The following is a 23,064-nucleotide window of genomic DNA, read 5'->3' as shown; positions in this document are numbered from 1 at the left end:
ATGCAAGGCGAACCTTCAGTCTGGTGGTCGAAGACCCGAACCTGGAGGTGGCCGTGCCCGACGCCGAGGGACATCCCGCAGTCGACGAGATCGAACTGGTCTCCGTGCTCGCCGCACTCGCCGACCCCCTGCGACTGGAGGTCGTGCAGAAACTCCTGATCGAGGCCGAGGGCGCAGAACGCCACTGCACGTCGTTCGGGCTGCCCGTGTCCAAGTCGACCCGCAGCCACCATTTCAAGGTCCTGCGCGAGGCGGGGCTGATCAAGCAGGTCGACCGCGGCAATTCCCGGATGGCGCAGTTGCGCAGATCCGACATCGACGCCCGTTTTCCTGGGCTCCTCGACGCCGTGGCGACCGCACCCGCCTGAGGTTCTCTCGCCGCGCGCGAGGGTCTTCGCCGTGCGATGATCGGGCGCCGAGGGGGCGGTACGAGTGGAACAACGGGAACGCGGCGACGGCTGGATCCTGGTCGAAATCCTGGGGGACGCACCGACGGTGATCGCCGAGGGTATCAAGCAGCGGCAGTGCCGGCCGCTCGGCAACGTGTACCGCGGCAGGATGCTGACGCTGGTGGCGGGGGCCATCGACACGGTGAAGTCCTCGGGACAGCCGGTGCAGGTGACCCTCGGCGAGACGGTCGGCGACATCGATCTCGTCGTGGGACGACCGGTGCTCGGTCCGGGCGGAGACGTCCTGGCGGTGCAGATCTACACCGGTCGCGCGGACGGTCCGGTGCCGTGGCCGCACGCGGCGGCGGGGTGGGAATGGAATCTGTCCGTGGCGGCGGGGCCGCGACGCACCCGATGGACGCGTGAGTTCCGGAATCTGTACGGCGTGGCGGACACTCGGCCGGAGCACGACCACTTCGGCCTCGCCGACCTGTACCGGAGGGTGCCGCGTATCTCCGACATCGCGGTGCTGATGGAACGCGTCGACAACGCCCGCGACGGCGAGTTCTTGTCCGGGGAACTGATCGCCCGGCACGACGACGGGGCGCTGCGCCTCGTCCGCTTCGTGCGCCGAGCCGTCGCGACGCCCGAAGGGGTGGTGCTGCGGGGCGTCGACCACGACGTCACCCGCAAGACGGATGTCGGCGAGCTCGCGATCCGGGTGATGGACTCCGACGTCGCATCGACCGTGCATACCGTCGCGGGTGTCCATGCGGCACTGGTCGACTCACAGCACGGGTACGTCATCAAGTGGATCACGCCGCCGCTGGCGGGACTGTCAAAGGAGGCGGCGGGTGGCCAGATCGGATTGCTGCACGGCGAAGACCTCGCGGCGGTGCGGCAGCGGATCACCGGCCGTCGTCCCGGGCAGGCCCGCGTCGCCGTGTCGGACGGGTCGTGGGCCCGGCACACGGTGCGCGCGTTTCCCGTTCCCGGCTACGGTTCCACACCCGTGGTGATGATGACGTTCTCAGGCGCCGGTTCCGAACAGCATGCCCAGCAGGTAGGTGGCGGCGGCTGCGCCGTACCCGATTGCCAGCTGGCGTAGCGCCCGTTTGACCGGGGGTCCACCCGACAGCAACCCCACCACCAGGCCGGTTCCGAGCAACGCGACGCCGACGAGTGCGGCCGCGACCACGAGCGCGGCGGTCCCTTCCATGCCGAAGAGATACGGCAGCACGGGGATCACCGCACCGGACGCGAAGAAGCAGAAGCTCGCCGCCGCCGCACCGAGCCCGGTGCCGATGGCCTCATGCTCGTCGACGGCATCCGAACCCGAAACAGGCTCGGGCTGAACGGCTCTCTTCAACACGTCGGCCGCGCGTTTCTCGGCGTCCGCGGCGGGCATGCCTCGCGCCCGGTACACGAGTGCGAGTTCGTTCGCGTCGACGTCGAGGAGCGGCACCGCCTGGCGGGCACCCTCCCCCGGCGCCGACGCCTCGAGCAGTTCGCGCTGCGACCGCACGGACACGTACTCGCCTGCGCCCATCGACAGCGCGCCGGCGAGCAGACCGGCGAGCCCGGTCAGCAGCACGATGTGATTGTCGACGCCGCTGCCGCTGATGCCGAGTACGAGGGCGAGATTGCTGACCAGGCCGTCGTTGGCACCGAACACGGCGGCACGAAACGTGCCGGACAGACGATTTCGCCCACGCGCCGCCAGCGCCCGCACCACTTCTTCGTGGATGCGCTCGTCCGCGCCCATGGCGACGGTGGCGTCGACGTCCGTCGGGTACGGCGACCGGGTCTCCGCGCGTTGCGCGAGGGCGAGCACGAACACCGATCCGAACCGCCGGGCCAGCACACCGAGGATGCGCGTGCGGACGTCACCGCGAACGGGTTTGCCGACGTGCTCCCCGAGCAGCGCGCGCCAGTGCGCCTCGTGCCGTCCCTCGGCGTCGGCGAGCGCCAGCAGAATCTCGCGTTCCTCACCGGTGCGACGTTTCGCGAGATCGCGGTAGACGGCGGCCTCGGCGCGTTCGTCGGCGAGGTAACGACGCCATTTCCGGACCTCGCGCGGACCGGGATCCGGTCGTGCACCCGCAACCATCGTGAGCCTCCCGATCGTCGACGGATCGAAGCCTACCGACGCGACTACCGCACCGCGGCGGTTCGAGGTCAGTCGCCTGCGGCGAGGGCCTTTCCGAGCGAGTCCTCGGGTTCGGAGACCACCACCGGATCGCGCCCGGACAGCAGGTCGAGGACGGCCTTGGGCCGGGCCAGCGATTCGCGCACGGTGTTCCTGGCCATCGTGATCGGGCGGCATTCGCATCCGGCGTTGACGCCGGCGACGTCGATTCCGGCGCCGCGGCACAGCGCGACCGCGCGGGGGACGTGGAAACCCTGAGTGACGATCAACGCCTTGGTCACTCCGTACGTCTGGACCGCCCTCGCGCACGTGTCGTAGGTGTCGAGCCCGTACCGGTCGCCGACGATCCGGCTGCGGTCGATGCCCTTCTCGACCAGGTATTCCGTCATCGCCGCGATCTCGTCGCCGGATCTGCCTGCGCCGTCGCCCGAGACGAGTACCGCCCGCGCACGCCCGTCCTGCACGAGGCGGACTGCGACGTCGAGGCGCCCGGCCAGATACTCCCGGGGTTTGCCGTCGCGCACCTGCGCACCGAGAACGATGACGACGGGCGCTTCGGGTGCGTCGTCGACGTCGTAGACGTGCCCCTCGGCCTCGCGCGAGATCCACACCGTCGTGGCCGCGACGACGAGGACCGCGAGCGCTCCGAGCCCCGCTCCGATGCCGACCAGCCGGCGGACGATCCGTCGTTCCCCCATGCCGCCATCAAACCACAGCGTCAGGCGACGGCCGGTTCCTCCGGGGCGCGCCGCTCACGCAGTCCGGATACCAGGCACAGGCCCAGCCCGAAAAGGATCCAGCAGGTCAGCACGAGCAGGCCAGCGCCGGCGCCGTGTCCGTCGAAGAACGCCATCGAGCGCACCACGGTTCCCGCCGCTCCGGGCGGCAGGAGCTGCCCGAACGCGCCCCACCCCGACGGCAGCCACGCCGGGGAGCTCGCCAGACCCGACAGCGGGTTGGCGAGGAACATCATCGTCACCGCTCCGAGCGCGAACCCCGCGATGCCCAGGACGGATTCGAGCCCGAGGATGGTGAGGGAAATGGCAGCGATTCCGAGGATGACGGCACCGGACGTCGTCCAGTAGTCACCGTCGACGCTTCCGAGACCGAACTGCAGAATTGCGGTCAATGCGAGTCCGGCGCTCACGGCGAACAGCACCGCACCCGTCACCCGGCTCTTGACGCTGTGCGGGAACAGTCGCACCAGCACGATCGCGGGGATCATGCCGCCGAAGACCAGCGGAAGCGCCAAGCCGCCGAGGCCGGCGCCGGCGGGGTCGTCGGCCGTCAACGGAACGACGTCCTCGACCGGAACGGGCTGTCCCGCAGTCGCGCTCATGCCCGCCGCGAGACCGTTCATCGTCTGCGCGATGGGCGCCCCGCCGGCGCCGGCGGACAGGACCTTCATGCCCTCCGGTGTCGCGACGATTCCGCCGACCACCTCCCGGTGCTCGATCGCCGTCCGGACCGCCTCGGCGTCCGCGAACCGCTCGGTGGCGAAGGCCCCCGGTCGGCCTGCGTCGAGCGCGGCGTCGATCTGGGTGACGGCCGCGTCGGGCCCGGCGACGCCAAGCCGCAGGTCGTGTGGGCCGCTGTGGACGGCAGGCAGCGCGAACGCCAGCAGCATCACGGCGATCACGGCGGTGAGTCCCAGCACGACGGCGATCATTTTCACCGGATCGGACGGCCCGTTGCTCGCCCGCCCGGCGGGTTCCACCCGCGGGTCGAGTGTCCCGGTATCCGAAGTGCTCATCAGACTCCTCCTCCATTAAGTGGAGGGAATTCCTCCAGTACTTGTGGAGAATATTCCTCCGGTTATGCTGGGTTGTCAAACGAGAGAGGTGCCCCCGATGCGAGCCGACGCGCTGGAACGCCGTAACACCCTGATCAAGGCGGCCCGGGCGGTGTTCGCCGACCGCGGGCACGATGCGCCGCTCGACGCCATCGCCGCGCACGCCCGGGTCGGGATTGCCACCCTGTACCGGAATTTTCCGAGCCGGGACGACCTCGCCCACGCCGTCGCCCGGACGACGCTCGCCGAGGTCCGCGCACTCGCAGTCCGGGCGCTGGACGAGTGCGTCGACCAACCCGAGGCGGCATGGCGACGGTTCGTCGACGCCGTGGTCGAGTTGCGGATGGGAGCGTTGGTGCCCGCGCTTGTCAACAGCCTCGACGAACTGCCGCCCGACGTGCGCGACATGCGGGAGCAGACGAAGGCGGCGGTCACCGAGCTCATTCACCGGCTCCAGGACTTCGGGCTCATCCGCGAGGACGTCGTGCCGCTCGAGATCATCATGGGGATCGCGATGCTCACCCGGCCGCACGTGCTGATGTTCGAGGACACGACGGCCAATCTCGTTCCGCGGCTGATCACGGTCTTCCTCGCCGGGTTACGCCCGGACGGGTCCCCGCTGCCGCCGCCGATCCCCCCGAACGCGGCTGTACTGTGACGAACATGCAGCAAGGGGGGCCTGCGCCACAACCATGGAATCATCCACGTGCCGGTGACGAGCAGTTGCCGCGACTCAACGGCTGGGACGTGGCGGTGTCTGCGGCAGCGATCGTCGTCGCGGTCGCGGTCGCCAGCATCTCCGCGGTCGCGGCGTTCTTCTGGCTGCTGTTCCTGGACTACTGCCCACCCGAGACCTGCAGCGCCGAGAACGCGTGGATCGCGGTGTGCGTCGCACTCGCGGTCGCGGCACTGGTGACCGTGATGGGCGGCGCGGTCACGATCGCCCGCATCGCGCGGCACACGGTCGCGTGGCCGGTTGCATGCGGGACCCTCGTCCTCTGCGCGAGCGCGTGCGCGATCGGATTCGCCGGTTACGTCTCCGCGACGGGAATCTGAGCGTCCTCAGGCCACGTGATGACGATCGGTCCGGCTGATCGCGACGGCCGAGACGATCACGCCGACCACCACACCGACAAGAGTGTCGACGACGCGGCTCACCGCGATGTCCGGCACCACCGCCGACCCGAGACCCGTCAGCAGCAGCGCCATGGGAGTGATGGCGACGGACGCGAACGCGTAGTTCTTGATGACCACCAGTTCGGTCACGGTCTGCAGCACCACGATCACCACGACGGTCTGCCAGTACCCCATCGCCGCGGCGATCAGCCCGGCGGCGAGGACGGCGCCCGCCACGTTGCCGACGAGTCGTTGAATCCCCCGCTGCACGGTCTGACTGAAGTTGAACCCCTGCATGGCGGCCATCGCACCCATCGACGCCCACAGCGGATGTTCCAATCCCATTGCCACACAGATCCATCCGGCCAGAGCTGCGGCGGCGGCAATGCGGGCGGCGTTGACGATCCCCTCACGTGACCGCAGCCCCCGGAGCCCTTCCGTGAGGAAGCCGGCCGGCTCCGGCAACGCCGCGGCCACCGCATCGAAAGCCGGAAGATCGCTGCGGCGCTTCACCTTACGAAGCTCGGACTCGTGATCGACGAGCGCCCGCAGGGTGTCGTGGTCACGCTCGTGCGCCCACCGATCGACCACGGTGTCGGCTTCGGCGAGAAGCGCGAACAACTGGTGGGAGTGACCGTCCCTGCCCCGGCCGCTGTGCGCGATCACGTCCCGCGCGTTGTCGATGGCCTTGCGGGCGGCCACGATCGCGGAGGCGTCGTGCGCACGTTCCAGCTGTGCGACGGCCGCGAGCGCCCGCGCCACCGCCAGTCGCGCGGGACCGAGAGGAACGAACAGGCAGGGCGTCATGGCGGCGAGCCAGCCCACGGCGACACCGATCGCCACAGCCACGACCGCCGGTCCGAGATCGGCGAGCCGGGTCGAGTGCCCGACCGCCGCGGTGGCGGCGAAGATCAGGATGACGGGGCCGGGACCGGCGATCCGGAACGCCGCCAGCAGCCACGCGGCGATCCCCGACGCCACAGCCATGACCGCGATCTGCAGCCAGAGGGACAGCCCCGCCGCACCGAGGAGCGCTCCCCCGGCGACGAAGACGACGAGTGCGACACCGACGAGCCCCGTCTTGCGGGCGAGCCGCGGGTACGGCTCGTATCGGCCGAACGCGGCGGTCAGCGCACCCAGCGCCGCGAAGCCGGCAAGGTTGCCGTGCCCGAGCAGGCCGCCGATCACCAGCACCAGCGCCGTCGCCGCACCCACCCGCAGGGCGGGGGCGACGGTGGCGTCCGCGGTCCGGACCTCGAACGCTCGGCGCCACGTCGACGGCGCCACCGAGTGGGCCAGCGCCTCACGGGAGTGATGGAGCCGGCTGAGGTCGGGTGCGTATCGAGGGGAAGCCTGCATGACCTCAGCGTACCGTATATTTCACTAGTAAAATAGTTATGAAATAGTGTGAAGTTGGTCGCTACGATGGTTTTCATGAGCCCTGCCCCACGTCCGGATGAGGATTTCACCGATCGCGTACGACGCGAATGGGCGGAGACCCATCCCGACGTGGACACGTCACCGATCGAGGTGATGGGTCGCATCACCCGGATCGGATCCCAGGCCCTGCAGCAACTCGACCGCGCCCTCGACGCGAGCGGAGTCTCACGCGCCGAGTTCGACGTCCTGTGCGCGCTCGCCCGCAGCGACCGGCCCCTGCGGGCCAGCGAGGTCACCGCCGTGACCATGCTCAGCGGCGCCTCCACCACCAAGCACGTCGACCGCCTGGGCCGGCTGGGGCTGGTGGAACGACTGCCCTTCGAACGCGACGGCCGCGTCGTGCTGCTCCACCTGACCGAGGCCGGACGCGCCCTCGTCGACACCGAATTCCCGCAGCGCGTCGAACGCGACCGGCAATTCCTCGAGGGACTGGACGAGGACGAATGCGCGGTGCTGGCGGGGCTGCTCCGGCGGATCGCCGCCAACGTCGAATCCGGACTGCGTCCGTAGTCCGGGTCAGGGAATGATCTTCCGCGCCCGCAGGTCGCGGAAGATGTCGAGGAACATCTGCTCGGTCTCGACGTGTCGGTGGAAACCGAATCTGCGCGCCTTCGACCCGTCGGCGATGACGTCGTAGTCCCAGCCGAAGACGAAGTCGCCGAACGCCCACGACGAGACGTCCGAGTACGGCGTCGGCGCCAGTACGTGCTTCGCGACCAGGTCGTTCCACACCGATTCCTTGTCGGCCATGACGACGTCCATCGACATCGGCAGCGGCGGCGCGACGTCCAGTTCGAAGAAGTCGGCGATCTTCGGCAGCATCTCGTCCCAGCGGAACAGATCGCCGTTGTTGATGTTGAACGCCTGGTTGGCGCACACAGGTGTGGTGGCGGCCCAAACCGTCGCCTCGGCCAACAGTCCCGCATCGGTCATCTCGATCAGACTCGTGTAGGCGCCGGGCTTGCCCGGAAAGCGCAGCGGCACTCCGAGTTCCTTCGACATCGTGGCGTAGACGGCGATCACGAGCGCGAGATTCATCGGGTTGCCGAGCGCGAATCCGCACACGACCGAGGGTCGGATCGCGGACCACGTCCAGCGCTTGCCGCGCTGACGGTCCTCGAGGAACTGCTGCTGATCGACGTTGAATTCGGGCGGCATGTGCGGCGGGTCGCTCTCCCGCGCCGGCGTCTTGAACGGCCCGAGGTGGGCCCCGTACACCTTGTAACCCTGCATCAGGCTGATGTGCTCGAGCCCGGCGGCCACCGGTTCGAGCGCGTTCACCGTGTTGACGAGCATCGCGACGTTGGGAGCGACGAGTTCCGCCCATGACGGACGGTCCTGGTAGGCGGCGTAGAAGATGTGCGTCACCTCGCGCAGGTCGCCCAGCTTGTCGGCGGCGTCGCCCGCGTCGAGCAGGTCGACCGCAATGTGCCGCACCCGGTCGGCGTCGGTCCCGCCGCGGCGGGACAGTCCGATGACGTCCCACTCCCCCGTCGTTTCGAGATGGTCGATCAGATTGCCGCCGATCACACCACGCGCACCGACGACCACTGCCACTCTGCGCTTCGCCATCACTCGCTCCTATCGGTATATCGCGAAATTACGATACGTTGAGTGAAGCACAAATATCGGAAAATCGCGATATAGCGGTACGCTGGTTCCGTGAGCGAACTTCCGGACCCCGACGACCTCGCCCTCGTCTTCAAGGCGCTGTCGAACCCCACCCGCGTGCGCATCCTGCAGTGGCTGAAGGACCCGGACAGCTTCCCCCCACAACTCGAACCCGCCGAAGAAGTCGGCGTATGCCTGAAGCACATTCAGGCGAGGGCCGAGGTCTCCCAGTCGACAGCGTCGCAGTACATGGCCGCCCTACAGAGCGCCGGCCTCGTCACCAGCCATCGGATCGGCCAGTGGACCCACTATCGCCGCAACGAGGAGCAGATCGGTCGGCTCGCCGACCACATCCGCACCGAACTCTGACGAATCAGGGCATCTCCACGGTTTCGGCGCGCGCGATCTCGTCGAGCGCCCGGCGGACGTAGCCGCCGGCGGGCACCTCCGCTGCGCTCAGGAGGTCGGCGATCACCAGGATCGCGGCCTCCACGGCTCGCTCGGGCCTGCGCGGGTTCTCCTCGACGTCGGCCACACCGAGCGCGCCGGTCAGCACGGCGACCAGGGAGTCGACGTCCACGGCCGGAAACCAGAGCGCCGCCGCCCGCGCGCACCGGGTGAGCACGTCCTGCACGTCCTCCCCCGTCAGTCCGTCCGGGTGCAGCGTCTCGAGGAGTTCCCGGACCACCCCCGCCAGCACCGCGCCGACCTGCTCCGCCGGCAGGGCAGCCAGGTCTTCCGTCGCCTCGGTCAGCGCCGCCGCATCCGACGCCCGTGCCGCGACGATCGCGACGTCCAGCGCTTCGGCGATGTCACGCGCAACAGCAGGCCAGTGAGTGGGCCACATCCGGTAGATCCTCTTCTCGTGTCCGTCGAACCGAGGCTACTGAATCATGGGGCACCGACAGTCAGCGCAGCCGCTCGATCAGCCGCAGCGCGTCGAACGGGGCGTACCCCTTCATGTCGTTGTCGAAGTAGGCGAAGCAGTCGAGCCCCTGCCCGTGCCACCGCCCGATCTTGCGCGCCCACTCGTCGAGAGCCTCGTCGTCATAGCCGCTCGCATACAATTCCTTGTCCCCGTGCAACCGCAGGTAGACGAAATCGCTCGTGACCGCCTCCACGAACGGATACCGGCCCGCCGTGTCGGCGACGACGAACGCGACGTCGTGCGCGCGGAGCAACTCTTTCGCCTCCTCCGCCTCGAAGCTGTGGTGGCGAACTTCGAGGGCATGCCGGACGGGGCGGTCGGCGTCGGTTTCGGTCCACGTCCGGTCTTCGGTGAGCTTGTCGTCGTGCCGCGCTGCGAGCGCCGATGCCTCGGCAGTCGTCCGCGGCAACTGGTCCAGGAACGCTGCGAGACTCGTCGAATCGAACGCGAGCGTCGGGGGCAGTTGCCACAGCAGCGGTCCGAGCTTGGGTCCCAGCGCGAGCACCCCGGAGGCGAAAAAGTTCGCCAGCGCCGCCTCGACACCGACCAGCCTCTTCATGTGCGTGATGTAGCGACCGCCCTTGACGGCGAACACGAAATCCTCCGGTGTCTCGTCACGCCACTTCGCGTAGCTCGTCGGCCGCTGCAACGCATAGAAGGAACCGTTGATCTCGATGGACGTCAAACGCCCCGCGGCGTAGGCCAACTCCCTGCGATGCGCCAGTCCTTCCGGGTAGAAGTCGCCGCGCCACCCGGGATACGTCCAGCCGGAAATACCTACGCGGGCCTGCGCCATCTTCCGACCCTAGCGCCGGAACCTATTGCGTGTGGCCCGTCCCAGGGAGAACCATGAGAAGACCCCACAATCGAGGAGGCACCGATGCCGAGATACCTCTGGCAGGTCACGTACTCACCCGAAGGCGCGAAAGGACTGCTCAGCGAAGGCGGCACAGCACGACGCGACGCGATCACCCAGATGGTCGAAAGCGTCGGGGGCACAGTCGAATCCTGCTACTTCGCACTGGGTGGCCGGGATCTGTTCGTGATCGGTGACGTGCCCGACGACGTGGCCGCCGCCGCGCTCGGCATCCGCACCGCCGCCTCCGGGGCGGCACGGTCGGAATCGGTGGTGCTGCTGACACCGGAGCAGGTGGACGACGCGGTCCGCCGCGACGCCGAATACCGGGCGCCCGGCAGCTGATCGACCCCACTGCCTGCGGCGGCGAATATCGTTCTGCAGGATGATGTGCGGCCGCGGAGTCGGTCGATACCGTCGAGCCATGTCTGCCGACCAGACCTACTCGACCACGGTGAATCCGTTCACCACCGGCTCCGCTCGCCATGCCCTGTTCGCACTGAGGGCGCACCCCTGCGCGTCGTCGCACACTCCGTGCTGTCGCTCCCGGTCGGGACGGTCGCATGGTTCGTTGTGGCACTGAGCGTGATCGCCGCGTTCCGCGGGCTGTTCTACGGGCTGATCACCGACGACTCCTACGAGTACAGCTGGGGTGGTCCGACGCTCGCCGGCGCCTGGCTGGTGCATCTCGTGCTCGGTCTGCTGCTCGTGCCGGTCGCCGTGTGGATTCTGCGGGGCATTGCGGTGCTGCAGACCGGCACCCGGCGCCTGCTCGGCGACGGTGGTCCCGTGTGGGTCGTGCCGGTCGCGCTGATCCTCGCCGTCGCCGGCGCGCTGCTGTTCCGGTCGTGGCTCCATCAGATCTGAGATACCGGAATGAATGCCGGTGAGGGAAGGTTGCACGCCACATGACGGAGACCACAGGAAAAACCCCGCAGCTCGGACAGTTCGGCGTCTGGCGTCACGCCGGCGGATTGGCACCCGAGGTGGGTGCCGCTATCGAATCGGCAGGTTACGGCGCGATCTGGATCGGCGGTTCGCCGCCTGCCGACCTCGACGTCGCCGAACGCCTGCTCGACGCGACGTCCACCATCACCGTCGCGACCGGCATCGTGAACATCTGGACCGCACCCGCCGACGACATCGCCTCTTCCTTCCACCGACTCGAGGCCCGTCATCCGGGGCGCTTCCTCCTCGGCATCGGCGTCGGCCATCCCGAACAACCCGGCCTCAACTACAACAAGCCGTACGCCGCGCTCGTGGAGTACCTCGACGTCCTCGACGCCGCCGGGGTCCCGGCCGGACGACGCGTCCTCGCCGCGCTCGGCCCGAAGGTGCTCGAGCTGTCGGCGGCCCGCGCCGCAGGCGCCCACCCGTACCTGACCACTCCGCAGCACACCCGGGAAGCGCGTGAGCTGCTCGGCCCCGGTCCGGTGATCGCACCGGAGCAGAAGGTCGTGCTGGACACCGATCCGGAACGGGCTCGCCCCGTCGGACGTGAAGCGATCGAGAATCCATACCTGCACCTGCGCAATTACGTCAACAACCTGAAGCGGCTCGGGTACACCGACGAGCAGATCGCGAACGGCGGCAGCGACGAGCTGATCGACGCCCTCGCCGCCCACGGCGACGCCCCCTACATCGCGGGCCGCCTCCGCGAACATCTGGACGCGGGCGCCGATCACGTCGCGATCCAGGTGCTGCCCGCCGGCGACGATCCCCTCCCCGCCCTGCGGGAACTCGCGGGCGCGCTGGGACTCTGAGTTCTGCTAACGAAATAGTGTGATGGCGGGTACCGCATACTGAAAGGCGTTCGCCGAAACGGTCGGGGTATGGTCCCCTTCTGAACGGCAGGCAGGACTGAACGCAAGGTAGGAACTGTGCACGAGCCAACGCCACGTCCGGTCGGCCCATACGCTTCGGGGCCGCCACCTGCAGCCCTGACCGTGCATTCGGCGAGACTCGACCGGTTCCGCGCGGCCGAGTTGTGGCGGGCGCTGGTCATCGGCGTAGTCGTCGTCGCCTACACACTGCTCTCGCTCGTCACCTGGCCCGTCCGGCGTCGCGGCCGCACCCTCGCGGACGCGGCGTCGGAGGGCCTGGTCAACGGATTCGAGGTGCTCGGCCCGACGTTCGTCAAGGTCGGGCAGCTGATGGCGTCGTCCTCCGGCGTGTTCCCCGCCCCGCTGGCCAATGCCTGCCTGCGATGTCTCGACGACGTGCCGCCGGTATCCGCGCAGGAGGCCCGCCGGGTGATCGAGGCAGACCTGGGACACCCCGTCGACGCGCTGTTCGCGTCGTTCGACGACATCCCCCTCGCCGCCGCCTCCGTCGCACAGGTGCACGGCTGCGTGCTCCCCGACGGCCGGGAAGCCGTCATCAAGGTGCAGCGCCCCGACATCTTCCGCCGCATGGTGGTGGACCTGCGCACCGCGTACTGGGGTGCGCGGATCCTGGAAAAGCTCTTCGAGTTCTTCCGCATCGCCAACGCCACCGCCATCATCCGCGATCTCCACGCGGCCACGATGACCGAACTCAACAGCGCGGTGGAGGCCGACCGGCAGGCCCGGTTCAGGACGAACATCGGCGCGTTCGGCGACAACAAGGGCGTCACCACCCCGGAGGTGTACTGGGACTACTGCGGTCCGCACGTCATCTGCATGGAACGCATGTACGGGCTGCCGCTCGACCGGTTCCCCGACCTCGTCCACATGGACACCCGAATGCTGATCCGCCGCGGCGTCAAGGTGTGGATCGAGTCGGTCATCCTCCACGGCCCGTTCCACGGCGACGTGCACGCCGGCAACCTGTGGGTCCTCGACGACGGGCGCATCGCGATGCTCGACTTCGGTATCGTCGGTGAGCTACCCGAATCGTGGCGGCAGATCCTGCGCGACATGTTCTACGCGACACTGATCGACGGCGACTTCTCCCGCATGGCCCGCGGGATCCGCAGCCTCGGCTACGCGCAGGACAACGACGCCACCGACGACGAGATCGGCCTGCAGGTGGCGGCCGCCCTCGCACCCCTGCTGGGCCGGGACCTCGGTGAGCTGCGGCTCAGCGAACTCATCATGGCCCTCATCGGCATCGGCAAGAATTGGGGCGTCGCCAGCCCCGAGGAACTCGTCCTGTTCGGGAAGCAACTCGGCTACTTCGAGCGCTACGCCACCGAACTCGCGCCCGGCTGGGTGATCGGACAGGACCTGTTCCTGTTCCGCAACATCTTCCCGGACGCCGAGGCCGCGAAGGCCCGCGAACTCGGGGTGGAACTACCCGACGAGTGACGCGCGCCCGTGGGGCGTCCTTCGCGGCGAGCGTCAGGTAAGCGTCGCCCAGATCGTTCTCTAGTGCCCGGTCAGCGAATCCAGCACCGAGGCTCGGTGCAGGGGGTGGTCCGGAAGCCGGTCGGGGGTCAGGATCCAGTCGTTGTGCGTCCACGGGTCGGAGACGGTGAGAACCCCCGACACCGGAACCTGTTGCGCGACGCGTTCGAGCACCGCGACTCCCGGATCCGAAGCGGCGCCGGTACTGTCGCCGACGATGATCAGCGACGTCCCGACCGCGGGACCGTGGTCGGCGAGGTGCACGATGCGCGCGGCGTCCTCGGTGCCGTACCCGTGCGGGAAGTCGCCGAGGATCACCAGCCGCGGTTCCGGCAGGGTGTCCCGGATCCCGCTGCGGGCCGCCATCTCTGCGAGGTCGACGCTCTCGGAGAGCGCGGTGAGCCGGGCGGTGACGTCGGAGGCCGCGGACACGACGGGCGAGGCCAGGAGCGCACCGAGGGGTTCGGTGAACTCGCGCAGCGAGCCGCTGAGGTCGACGACCTCCAGCCGCCCCGCCGCCGCGGGCGTCGCCACCAGCATGCGCGCGGCCAGCGCCGCGACCACCGGTGCGGCCTCGGCCGGTTCGCCGACGATCCAGAGGGGACGCCCCAGCGGGTAGTGGACACAGAACGGGACCCGCAGCTCACCGAGGCCCGGTGCGGACAACTCGCCGAGTCTCAGGCCGTCCGTCACGGCGGTGTGGGTGACCGGGCTCGTCCACGCGGCGGATTCGAACGTGGCCAGCGACCGCGGCAGCAGCGGGTCGATGGCGCGGAGTTCCTCGGCCAGTTGCGAAGTCTCGCCGTCGAATTTGCGTTTTGCCTCGGCGACGAGGGCGTCAGACCGCTCCTGCGCCCTGGCCTGCGACTGGGCGACCGCCGGACTGTTGCGGGTGGACGGGTCGGCCACCGACGCGGACAGTTCGTCGTCCAACCGCGCCTGCGCGTAGTCGCGGGAGGATCGGAACGAGGCCGCCGACCGGGCGGCGTCCTCGAAGATCATCCACGCTCTCTCGAACGAGTGGGCCGGGTCGAGCGGGATGCCCGCCGGACCGGGCGTCGCCGGAACCTCTTCGGCGACAGGATGCGCGGGTTCGTCCACGTCGACGCCGTGCCTGGCGAGGAGTTCGGCGAGACCGCCGTCGTATCCCTGCCCGACGGCGCGGACCTTCCAGTCGGTGCCGCGGCGGTAGATCTCCAGGCAGATCGCGGCCGCCTCCGAGCCGACCAGCGGGACGTCGAAAACGACCACGGTACCGCCGCTTTCATCGGCGAGCGTGGCCGACAGACCCGAGCGGGCCAGCGTCGCCGGACCGCTCGGGGATGCCGGATCGACACTGACCACGCAGAGCACACCCGCCGCGGCGGCGTCCACCTCGTCCAGGTGCAGCCGGACCGTTCCGTCCGCGTCGAGTTCCACCCCGGCGGCGCGCCGCTGGTTGTAGAAGACGAAATGGTCCGAGGACAGCGCGCGGAGATCGCCGTCGACGATCAACGCCGAGACGTCGACCGGCGTCGCGTCGACTGCGCGGAAACGCAGTACGCGCGACGGCAGCGGGGCGTTCTGCCCCGGAACGAGGTGGACCGTCACCACCCGCCCCTAGACGCCGAGGAACCGGGCGAGTTGAGGCGCGGCCTCACCGGCGTGCTTGGCCTGGATGCCCTCACCGATGGCCTGCAGCTTCCATTCGCCGCCCACCCGGTACACCTTCGCCATCACCATTCCGGTGAACGGCATCCCGCCCTGCAGCGTGAACCGTGCGAGTTCGGCGTTCGACGTGGTGTCCACCAGTCGGCAGAACGCGTTCTTCACCTGCTCGAACGTGTGCCCGCGGTACGACGTCACGATGAACACGATGGTCGAGACGTGCGGCGGAATGCGGGTGAGATCCACGAGGATCACCTCGTCGTCGCCCGCGCCCTCGCCGGTGAGGTTGTCGCCCTGGTGCCGGATCGACCCGTCCTTCGACGTCAGCTGGCCGTAGTAGGCGACGTCGACCATGTTGTTGTCCGCGAACAGGACCGCCGACGCGTCGAGGTCGACGTTGGCGGAACGGTTTCCGAACATGCCGCGCTTCTCGATCGGATCCCAGCCGAGTCCCATCTGGATGTACGTCAGCGCGACGCCACCGTCCTTGCGGAGCGTGACCTTCTGGCCCTTGCTCAGGCTGACCGGCCGCGACTTGGTGAGACTGACCTCGGCCGGAGCCGCGGGGGCAGCGGGAGCCGGGGGCGCCGGGGGCGGCACCGGGGCGGCCGGCGGCGGGTAGGCCGGAGCGGGGGTGGCCTGCGGTGCCGGTGGCTGCTGGACCGGGGCGGGGGCGGGTGCGTCGTCGACGGACACACCGTGATCGGTGACGAGTGCGGCGAAACCACCGGCGTAGCCCTGCCCGACGGCCCGCACCTTCCAGGCGCCCTGGCGGCGGTACAGCTCGAGCGCGATGACGATCGACTCGGAGTTCAGCCCTTCGATCCGGTACTCGTACAGCGCGTTTCCGGCGCCGTCGGCGACCCGGGCCGTCGGCGGGGCGGAACGGCCGAAGTTGCTGGTGGCGTCGTCGAGAGTGATGACCGCGCGCACCTGGGCGATGTCGGCCGGCACCGCGCCGAGCGACACCTTCAGCGACGCCGCCTGTCCGGGGGCCCCGGGCACGAGTTGCACACCGGGACCGGACGGCTGGTTGAAGAAGACGAAGTCGGCGTCCGAGCGGACCTTCCCCGAATCCGTGACGAGCAGCGCGGACAGGTCGGCGGCGGCGGTCAGCTCGAGGGAGACGATGACGTCGTCGACGCTCAGTGGGCCGTTCTGACCCTTGGCAAGCGGAGTGGACACTGCGGTGGTTCCTTCACTGTGGGAGCGTCGGGTTTGTCCCGTTTGGCCTGTTTGCCTACAACCTACAAAAGAGCGCCCACGGCCGTGGTCCCCGCACCCCGCTCGACGCGGTCCGCGAACCAGCGCAGGATCTCCTCACCGGCGGCGATCCCGCTGCTTCCGGTCACGGACAGGGTCGGATGCTGCCAGTCGAGCGTTTCGAGTTCGCCGTGCCGGGGGCGGATGGCGGCGTCGGCGGCACTGAGCATGTTGGCGTCGAGCGCCCCGTCCCCCGCCGCGAGCACGGGCGCCTCCGGCGCGAGCACACCGTCGTCGACGAGCCGGGAACGGACCTCGGCGACTGCACGGCTCTTGCACACCGCGTCGGGCATCGTGTAGATCTTGCGGCCCTGGCGGGACGCACCCCAGCCCCGATCCACGCACCAGTCGTTCCACTCCTCGACGAAGCCTTCGGGCATCGCGTCGAGGTCCACGACCAGGTAGGAGAACAACTCGTCGGCCACCCGGGACGACCGGACCCAGCTGTCGTCGATCCGGCGGCTCAACTCGGCGCCGACCTCCACCAGCGACGCGCCGCCGTCGGCGATCGCGAGGTCGACGCCCGACCGCCAGCCCGCATCAGGGACGCCGTCGACGAGGATGTTCCCGCCGTTGGTCGTGATTGCGTACCGCCACGGCGCCCCCGGCAGGTCGATGCGCTCGAACTGCGCGACGGTGCGAGTGGTGGTGGGCACGACCACGGCGGACGCGGTGAGCGTGCGCAGCATGGCCTCGGCGGCCGACGTGACGTAGGACAGCGGTTTGCCGTCGTACACCTCGACGCACAGAAGATCGTCGTCGCCGGCCGCGGACGTCACGTCGCTCTCGGTGACGGCGAGTTCCATCGCCGCGCGCGAGTAGATCATGGTCCGGTCGAGGTCCGTCGCGATCAACGCGGTCATGTCACATCCTTGATCAGGCCCATGCACGAATACGCCAGGCCGGGAACCTCTTCGACGGGAACCGAGCGCGCGGCGGCGAGCAGCCGGATGTGCGCGTGCTCGGGGGCCTCGAGGTCGCGGAGGAACAGCCGCCACGGCACCCGGCGCAGCAGCACTCGGGTGGTTTCGCCGACGCCGGGCTTGACGAAGTTCACCGTCGAGATTCCGTACTGCTCCCGGACCGCCTCGACGGACTTCCAGCCGTCCCACGTGGGTATCCGGTCCGACCGCAGCAGTTCCTCGACGTCGCCGGGTACGTGCTCACGCACGTCCGCGAAGGACGCGCTGACGGAGTCGAGGAGGTGATTGGACACGTCCTCGCCCGCGAGGTGCGCGTAGAACTTGGCGCCGTGGAAGTCGCCGGGGCCGATCAGCGTGTCGTTGAGGACGGTCCTCGACACCAGACCCGACACGGTGGAGTTCAGGCACGCCGACGCGATCAGGAAGTCGTCGCGGGTGCCGAACGTGCGGACGCAGTGCCCGGGATCCGCGAGGACGGCGAGGTCGTCGTCGAATTCGGCGCCCCCGGCCTCGCGGTACTCCACGAGTGCCTGCGACAACTCGCGGGCGATGGCGCCCTTGCCCGTCCAGCCGTCGACGAAGACCACGTTCTTCGGGTCGTGGTGCCGCGCGAGGTAGTCGAGCGCGACGGCGTCGATCCCGCGGTCCCGGACGATCGAGACCGCGTAGTGCGGCAGCGTCAGGCCGTGGACGTCCCGCGCCCAGCGTCGCATGAGCACGCCCACCGGGGTTCCGGCGCGCGCCAGGGACACGAGCGTGACGTCGGGGCCCCGCTCGGCCAGCACGAGGTCGGTGACCGTCCCTACCGCGCGCGCGAGCCGGATGGAGCTGTCCTGCAGCACCTTCTCGAACAGTTCGCGGTACTCCGCATCGGGCTGGTACTCGATGGGCAGCGTCTCCGCGTAGTGGGCTGCACCCGACTGGATGCGGCGCTCCCGCTCCGCGACGTCGGCCTCGAGGTCGACGTGCGACAAGTCTTTGAGCAGCCAGCCCACCTCGTCGGCGGCGTACGAACCGAACGCCGGGCCGGTCAGCGGCGCCGTCACGACGACGCTCCCGCGCGTGCGGCCCGCAGCGACCGCGGGTCGGCGCCGGACACGACGGCCAGCAGCACGTCCGTTCCCGCCGCGGTGAGGACGTCGAGGAGTCCGCCGCCAGCGGTGAGCCGGTCGGTGTCGGCGGCGGCGTCGACCACCGCGACCACGACGGCGTCCTCGTCCGGCCACTGCGCGTTGTAGACGAACCGGGGCTGCTCTTCCCCGGCCTCGGGGGCGGTGAAACGGAATCCGCGGCGCAGCGGGTATCCCGGCTGGTCGAGCACGTAGGCGGGCGACCGGGACGTCGTCTGGAATCGGACCCGGAAACCGGATGCGGCGAGCGTGTCCGCGAGGCGCAGCGGAAGATACATCAGCTCTTCGTGTCCGACGACGATCACCGGACGCTCCGGGTCGAGCCGATCGCGCAGCACCGCGGCCGCCGACGCGACGGCCGCATCGAAGTCCTCGGTGTCTTCCTGCAGGAAGCCGTGACGCCCACCCTCCGGAACTGCCGCGGGCCAGGCCAGGTCGGCCCGCTCCACGGTCCCGGTCCGCGCGCCGACGGGGTTGAGCACGGGATCCGGAAGCGCACCGACGGCGTCGGTCAGTCCGTCGGGAAGCTCGGTGCGCCCCAACGCCAGACTCACGCTGTCGATCTGCACACCGAGTTCGGCGGCCGCGGCGTCGACGGCGTCCCGGTGGCTCTGGTCGCGCATGTCGACGAGCGACGCCACGACGTACCGGCTGCGCGGGTTCTGCCGGTGCAGCGCGCGGATCGCATCGACCGCGGTGGCGCCGGTGGAGATCTCGTCGTCCACGAGGACGAGGGGACGATCGCCGGCGAACAACTCGCCGGACGTCGGCTGCAGCAGATGGCTGGTCGCGTGCGAGTGGCCCTCCTCGAAACCGGCGGACGTCCCGATCTCGGGGACGTCCCGGCGCGTGGAGTGCAGGTAGCACCGTGCGCGCAGCCGCGCGGCGACGCAATGGCCCAGACCTGTTGCAGTCTCCGCGAACCCGAGCACGACGGGGTCCGCATCCGGCCCGAGGACATCGGCGACCAGATCACCCAGGAGGTCGCCGGCGCCGATCACGGCGCCGGGGTCGGTGGGCACGTGCTTGCCGAGGACCGTCGAGACGAGCAGGTGGGCGCGTCGCGGGTTGCGCCGCAGACCCGGCTCGACGAGTTCGGGGATCGTCAGTCCCGAGCTCGAATCGACGTGGGCGAGCGTCAACCCCAGATGCTCCGTGGCCCAGGGCACCGCGCGGACCGCGGTGGGTGAACTCATCGGACGGCCAGTGCGGTCAGTAGATCCACGAACGTGATTCCTTCGTTGGTCACGCCGAACACCTTCGCCCGGACGAGTGTCTTCTCGGCCCAGCTGCGGTGCGGGCGCATTTCGTTCATCTTGTTGCGGTACCCCGATGCCTGGACGCCGCCGACGCCCTCGGCGCCGAGAATGTCGAGCGCGTCGTGGTACTCCTCGTGCGTCACAGCGGACAGGGCGTGCACGGCCGCGACGTGCGTCGGATGGATGACCGTCTTGCCCTGGATGCCGTTGGCGCGGTCGAGGGCGATCTCCCGGAGCAGACCGTCCAGGTCGCGGCTGACCAGCTGCTGACGGAACCGCACCTCGTCGTGTTCCTCGAACGGTGTAGCGCGCAGGGTCGGCCGGAACATCCGCTCGTGATCGGCGAAGTACTCCCACACCGGACCGGTGATGACGTGCCCGGTCTCGTCGGCGCGGCCCAGGAAGTTCACGATGCCGGCGATCGCGTCCGCGACCACCCGCACGTCGTAGATCGTCAGGTCGCGGTCGCGGCGGATGCCGAACGTGGCACACATGTCGGTGGCGCCGATGCGCACGGCGAGGATCCGCTCGCGGTGCTCGACGAGCAGTGCGCCGATCTTCGCGAGTTCGTCGTCGCGGGACTCGCGGTGCACCAGAGCAGGCGATTCGAGCACCGGCATCGCATACAACTGCTTGCCGAGCCGCTCCGACGCCGCGGCCAGTTCGTCGAGGAACGCGCCGCCCGTCTCGCTACCGAACTTGGGAAACACGAACCCGGACAACACCTCGACGCCGGTCGTCAGCAGGCCGGCGATCCGCCGCAGGTCCTCGGCGGCCCGTACCCGCACGAACAGTTGCATCCGCGCGCCACCACGGGTTGCCAGCAGATCCAGCGCGTCGACGGCGTTGAGCAACGCCGATTCCACCTGGTCGTCCGCCACGGCGTCCTCGAGGTCCAGGACCATCGAGCAGACACCGTCAGCCGACCGGCGCAGGATGGTGTCCGCCAGGTCGGACCTCGTCGCAGGCACGTACAGCGTCGCGCCCAGCGCAACGGCCAGCACCGTTCGATCCTCGTCCGGCCCGAGCGCCTGCGGAGCGTGCAGGAACAGCCGGTCGTGCGTCTCGTGATCGAGGTGGTGAAAGTGCCGCACGTGCCGCATCGCCGTCGTCACACCGGACGGCACCGCCGTCGTCACGACCTCTTCGCTAATGCTCATCGTCCCCCCGTGTCATCGCTGCGCTGTGTGTCCTCTCATCTTCTGAACCACCTCGGCAATGAACACCGACACGGCGTCGAGCTGGGTGACGTACGCCCAGTAGTCGGGATGCCGCCCGGTCAGTGTCCCTGCAATTCGGTCAATTCGCTCGAGCTGAGCGTCCAGGACCGACCCCCATTCCCGCACGAGCCCACGATTGACAGCCAACATCTGGGCGTCGCGGAGGCGAAATCTGATCTCGTTCTCCTTGGACCGCGGGTTCTCCCGCACCTCCCGCAGCAACAGCAGACGATCGGTGACGCCGTCGACGTTCGCCTCCGCGTCGACGAGATGGGTCCGCGCCGCGGCCGTCAGATCCAGCGCCCCCTCGGGATTTCCCGCGGTCAGAGCCTTCTGTGCCTGCTGCAGATCGGTCTGCGCCTGCTCGATGTGCGTTCGGCTCTTGCGGTCGTTGTGGACGAGATCCGCCGAACTGGCCGCGTTGAATTCGCGGAGCAGCGCGGAGTAGGCGGGCGCGAGCCGTTCGGCCCGGGTCTGCACCGCGGCGATCCTCGTCGTTACCGACGACACCGCGTGTGCGGCATCCCGCTCCTTGGACGGAGCCGCGGCCAGCGCCTTCTCCAGCGCCGCCGACTCCTCCCGCACCCGCGCTGCCGCGGCGCGGACCGGGTTGGCGCCGCGGGCGCCCTGCAGCGCCACGACCGCGGCGTCGAGTGCGGCTCCCCGGTCGCGCACCGACGGGTAGCCGGCGTAGGCGGCGCCCTCGGTCTGCACCCGGTGCTGCGCCGCGGACGCGACCTGCAGCGCCTGCTGCGCGAGCTGAGGAACGGCCGCCAGCATCGCGGTCGACTCCTCGAGATGGCCGCGATGTGTGCGATAGAACTCGTCGAGGCTCTGAGTCGCCGCCACCAGCTGCCGCGTCACCTGCTCGTACGCGGCGGTGGCCGCGGGCGTCTGCACGTTCTCGAACCGGTCTTCCGCCGCCAGGTACGCCGTCGCGGCCTGGTAGCACCCGTCGCGGACCGGTTCCCACGCCCGGCGGATTCCGCGTTCCGGAGTCAGCTCCGCGGAGGCGTCCACGGCCGCGGCGGCGATGCTCTGCCGGTTGTCCATATCGAGAAACGCTGCGACCATCGTGTCGTGGGCAAGACGAGCCGAGTCGTCGCGCCGGGCTCTTCCTCGGAAGCGTCCCGCCCATCCGCTCGTCACGCCCTGAATCGTACTGGTCGGGGCGACAACTCCGAGTGGACCGGACCTGGCTGTGCACAAACCTGTGGACAGATCGACGGATGGGACAAGTCGGACAAATTCATTATCGTGGTGTCGCACGACGAACTCGGAACTTCGACAGCTGTCGAGGGTCCACCCACCTCCTCTCGAAAGGACCCCTGAATGGGCGTCAGCTTGACCAAGGGCGGCAATGTTTCTCTCACGAAGGAGGCGCCGAACCTGACCGCGGTGGCTGTCGGACTCGGATGGGATGCCCGCTCGACCACCGGCACCGACTTCGACCTCGACGCCAGCGCCATCGGTGCGGGTGCCGACAAGAAGGTCGTGTCGGACCAGCACTTCGTGTTCTTCAACAACCTGCGCTCGCCCGACGGCTCGATCGAGCACATCGGTGACAACACCACCGGTGAGGGCGAAGGCGACGACGAGGTGATCAACGTCAACCTGGCGGCGGTCCCCGCGAACATCGAGAGCATCCTGTTCCCCGTCTCGATCTACGACGCCGAGACGCGTTCGCAGTCGTTCGGTCAGGTCCGCAACGCGTACATCCGCGTCGTCGACCAGGCCAACGGCAACGAGCTCGCCCGCTACGACCTGTCCGAGGACGCGTCGACCGAAACCGCTATGGTTTTCGGCGAGCTGTACCGCCACGGCGCGGAGTGGAAGTTCCGTGCCATCGGCCAGGGCTACGCGTCCGGGCTGGCCGGTATCGCCCGCGACTACGGCGTCAACGTCTGACGGTCGTCCAGTTCCCCAGCCGGGGGAGGGTGTCACGGCCGTGACACCCTCCCCCGGTGTTCGTCCCCTGCAGTAACCACCCTGCATGCCCACTAGAGAAAGGCCAC

General features: G+C 69.3%; 25 protein-coding genes. 11 read left to right on the top strand and 14 right to left on the bottom strand.

Annotated features, from left to right (window positions below; genetic code table 11):
• Positions 1–53: 53 nt before the first annotated feature.
• Positions 54–368, top strand: coding sequence for an ArsR/SmtB family transcription factor (locus MLGJGCBP_RS43675; protein WP_087555337.1), 315 nt, complete (start codon positions 54–56; stop codon positions 366–368).
• Between the two features lie 64 nt (positions 369–432).
• A complete protein-coding gene (locus MLGJGCBP_RS43670) occupies positions 433–1,497 on the top strand; it encodes a GAF domain-containing protein (protein WP_160103865.1) in 1,065 nt (354 codons plus the stop codon).
• Here MLGJGCBP_RS43670 and MLGJGCBP_RS43665 read toward each other — a convergent pair.
• From MLGJGCBP_RS43665 to MLGJGCBP_RS43655, 3 genes are all read right to left on the bottom strand, one after another.
• A complete protein-coding gene (locus tag MLGJGCBP_RS43665; RefSeq protein ID WP_160103863.1) occupies positions 1,420–2,499 on the bottom strand; it encodes a VIT1/CCC1 transporter family protein in 1,080 nt (359 codons plus the stop codon). The genes MLGJGCBP_RS43670 and MLGJGCBP_RS43665 overlap by 78 nt on opposite strands.
• Before the next feature lie 68 nt (positions 2,500–2,567).
• Complete coding sequence (locus MLGJGCBP_RS43660; RefSeq protein ID WP_160103861.1) at positions 2,568–3,236, bottom strand: SanA/YdcF family protein; 669 nt, start codon at positions 3,234–3,236, stop codon at positions 2,568–2,570.
• 20 nt (positions 3,237–3,256) lie between these two features.
• Positions 3,257–4,291, bottom strand: a complete 1,035-nt coding sequence (locus MLGJGCBP_RS43655; RefSeq protein WP_160103859.1) for an ABC transporter permease — start codon at positions 4,289–4,291, stop codon at positions 3,257–3,259.
• 97 nt (positions 4,292–4,388) lie between these two features.
• On the opposite strand from MLGJGCBP_RS43655, the gene MLGJGCBP_RS43650 reads away from it, so the two are divergent.
• Together MLGJGCBP_RS43650 and MLGJGCBP_RS43645 are read left to right on the top strand one after the other, a co-directional pair.
• The gene (locus MLGJGCBP_RS43650; RefSeq protein WP_087555197.1) at positions 4,389–4,988 is read left to right on the top strand and encodes a TetR/AcrR family transcriptional regulator; all 600 of its coding nucleotides are present in this window, start codon (positions 4,389–4,391) and stop codon (positions 4,986–4,988) included.
• A 95-nt stretch (positions 4,989–5,083) separates the two neighbouring features.
• Positions 5,084–5,386, top strand: a complete 303-nt coding sequence (locus tag MLGJGCBP_RS43645; RefSeq protein WP_236581698.1) for a hypothetical protein — start codon at positions 5,084–5,086, stop codon at positions 5,384–5,386.
• Between the two features lie 6 nt (positions 5,387–5,392).
• Here the strand turns inward: MLGJGCBP_RS43645 and MLGJGCBP_RS43640 are convergent, their stop codons facing one another.
• Positions 5,393–6,805 carry an FUSC family protein gene (locus tag MLGJGCBP_RS43640; RefSeq protein WP_160103857.1) on the bottom strand — a complete coding sequence of 471 codons (1,413 nt, stop codon included), beginning with the start codon at positions 6,803–6,805 and terminating at the stop codon, positions 5,393–5,395.
• Positions 6,806–6,871: 66 nt separating this feature from the next.
• Between MLGJGCBP_RS43640 and MLGJGCBP_RS43635 the strand changes: the two genes are divergently transcribed.
• Entirely contained in the window at positions 6,872–7,396 is a 525-nt protein-coding gene (locus MLGJGCBP_RS43635; protein ID WP_160103855.1) for a MarR family winged helix-turn-helix transcriptional regulator, read from the top strand.
• A 6-nt stretch (positions 7,397–7,402) separates the two neighbouring features.
• Here the strand turns inward: MLGJGCBP_RS43635 and MLGJGCBP_RS43630 are convergent, their stop codons facing one another.
• Positions 7,403–8,458, bottom strand: coding sequence for an SDR family oxidoreductase (locus MLGJGCBP_RS43630; RefSeq protein ID WP_442972154.1), 1,056 nt, complete (start codon positions 8,456–8,458; stop codon positions 7,403–7,405).
• 90 nt (positions 8,459–8,548) lie between these two features.
• On the opposite strand from MLGJGCBP_RS43630, the gene MLGJGCBP_RS43625 reads away from it, so the two are divergent.
• The gene (locus MLGJGCBP_RS43625; RefSeq protein ID WP_087555193.1) at positions 8,549–8,866 is read left to right on the top strand and encodes an ArsR/SmtB family transcription factor; all 318 of its coding nucleotides are present in this window, start codon (positions 8,549–8,551) and stop codon (positions 8,864–8,866) included.
• Positions 8,867–8,870: 4 nt separating this feature from the next.
• Here the strand turns inward: MLGJGCBP_RS43625 and MLGJGCBP_RS43620 are convergent, their stop codons facing one another.
• Positions 8,871–9,344: a hypothetical protein gene (locus MLGJGCBP_RS43620; RefSeq protein WP_087555192.1), complete on the bottom strand. Its 474-nt coding sequence runs from the start codon at positions 9,342–9,344 to the stop codon at positions 8,871–8,873.
• Between the two features lie 61 nt (positions 9,345–9,405).
• On the bottom strand, positions 9,406–10,221 hold the full coding sequence (locus MLGJGCBP_RS43615) for a DUF72 domain-containing protein (protein ID WP_160103851.1): 816 nt from the start codon (positions 10,219–10,221) through the stop codon (positions 9,406–9,408).
• 84 nt (positions 10,222–10,305) lie between these two features.
• Between MLGJGCBP_RS43615 and MLGJGCBP_RS43610 the strand changes: the two genes are divergently transcribed.
• The 4 genes from MLGJGCBP_RS43610 (at position 10,306) to MLGJGCBP_RS43595 (ending at position 13,568) form a co-directional block, all read left to right on the top strand.
• Complete coding sequence (locus MLGJGCBP_RS43610; RefSeq protein ID WP_087555190.1) at positions 10,306–10,626, top strand: GYD domain-containing protein; 321 nt, start codon at positions 10,306–10,308, stop codon at positions 10,624–10,626.
• 45 nt (positions 10,627–10,671) lie between these two features.
• Positions 10,672–11,148, top strand: coding sequence for a sensor domain-containing protein (locus MLGJGCBP_RS43605; RefSeq protein ID WP_236581697.1), 477 nt, complete (start codon positions 10,672–10,674; stop codon positions 11,146–11,148).
• Between the two features lie 41 nt (positions 11,149–11,189).
• Positions 11,190–12,044, top strand: a complete 855-nt coding sequence (locus MLGJGCBP_RS43600; RefSeq protein ID WP_160103849.1) for an LLM class F420-dependent oxidoreductase — start codon at positions 11,190–11,192, stop codon at positions 12,042–12,044.
• 117 nt (positions 12,045–12,161) lie between these two features.
• Positions 12,162–13,568: an ABC1 kinase family protein gene (locus tag MLGJGCBP_RS43595; protein ID WP_160103847.1), complete on the top strand. Its 1,407-nt coding sequence runs from the start codon at positions 12,162–12,164 to the stop codon at positions 13,566–13,568.
• Between the two features lie 60 nt (positions 13,569–13,628).
• Here the strand turns inward: MLGJGCBP_RS43595 and MLGJGCBP_RS43590 are convergent, their stop codons facing one another.
• The 7 genes from MLGJGCBP_RS43590 to MLGJGCBP_RS43560 all read right to left on the bottom strand — a co-directional run bounded on the left by MLGJGCBP_RS43590 (position 13,629) and on the right by MLGJGCBP_RS43560 (position 22,123).
• Positions 13,629–15,197, bottom strand: a complete 1,569-nt coding sequence (locus MLGJGCBP_RS43590; protein ID WP_160103845.1) for a TerD family protein — start codon at positions 15,195–15,197, stop codon at positions 13,629–13,631.
• A gap of 9 nt (positions 15,198–15,206) precedes the next feature.
• On the bottom strand, positions 15,207–16,439 hold the full coding sequence (locus MLGJGCBP_RS43585) for a TerD family protein (protein WP_160103843.1): 1,233 nt from the start codon (positions 16,437–16,439) through the stop codon (positions 15,207–15,209).
• Positions 16,440–16,501: 62 nt separating this feature from the next.
• Positions 16,502–17,380, bottom strand: coding sequence for an HAD family hydrolase (locus tag MLGJGCBP_RS43580; protein ID WP_160103841.1), 879 nt, complete (start codon positions 17,378–17,380; stop codon positions 16,502–16,504).
• Positions 17,377–18,486, bottom strand: coding sequence for a cysteine protease StiP family protein (locus tag MLGJGCBP_RS43575; protein WP_160103839.1), 1,110 nt, complete (start codon positions 18,484–18,486; stop codon positions 17,377–17,379). The genes MLGJGCBP_RS43580 and MLGJGCBP_RS43575 overlap by 4 nt, the downstream gene beginning before the upstream one ends.
• On the bottom strand, positions 18,483–19,766 hold the full coding sequence (locus MLGJGCBP_RS43570; protein ID WP_160103837.1) for a phosphoribosyltransferase family protein: 1,284 nt from the start codon (positions 19,764–19,766) through the stop codon (positions 18,483–18,485). Before MLGJGCBP_RS43570 ends, MLGJGCBP_RS43575 begins: the two co-directional genes overlap by 4 nt.
• The gene (locus MLGJGCBP_RS43565; RefSeq protein WP_160103835.1) at positions 19,763–20,989 is read right to left on the bottom strand and encodes an HpcH/HpaI aldolase/citrate lyase family protein; all 1,227 of its coding nucleotides are present in this window, start codon (positions 20,987–20,989) and stop codon (positions 19,763–19,765) included. The genes MLGJGCBP_RS43570 and MLGJGCBP_RS43565 overlap by 4 nt, the downstream gene beginning before the upstream one ends.
• A 12-nt stretch (positions 20,990–21,001) precedes the next feature.
• Positions 21,002–22,123 (bottom strand): hypothetical protein, encoded by a 1,122-nt coding sequence (locus MLGJGCBP_RS43560; RefSeq protein ID WP_160103833.1) that lies wholly within the window; start codon positions 22,121–22,123, stop codon positions 21,002–21,004.
• A gap of 258 nt (positions 22,124–22,381) precedes the next feature.
• Here MLGJGCBP_RS43560 and MLGJGCBP_RS43555 point away from each other — a divergent pair, with 258 nt between their 5' ends.
• Entirely contained in the window at positions 22,382–22,957 is a 576-nt protein-coding gene (locus MLGJGCBP_RS43555; RefSeq protein ID WP_087555181.1) for a TerD family protein, read from the top strand.
• The last annotated feature ends 107 nt before the right edge of the window (positions 22,958–23,064 follow it).

It is taken from the genome of Rhodococcus sp. T7 (genome assembly GCF_009872365.1).
In the GTDB taxonomy this organism is placed as follows: domain Bacteria; phylum Actinomycetota; class Actinomycetes; order Mycobacteriales; family Mycobacteriaceae; genus Rhodococcus_F.
Note: the sequence above shows the minus strand (reverse complement) of the source record. Positions and strands in the feature narration are given on the sequence as shown.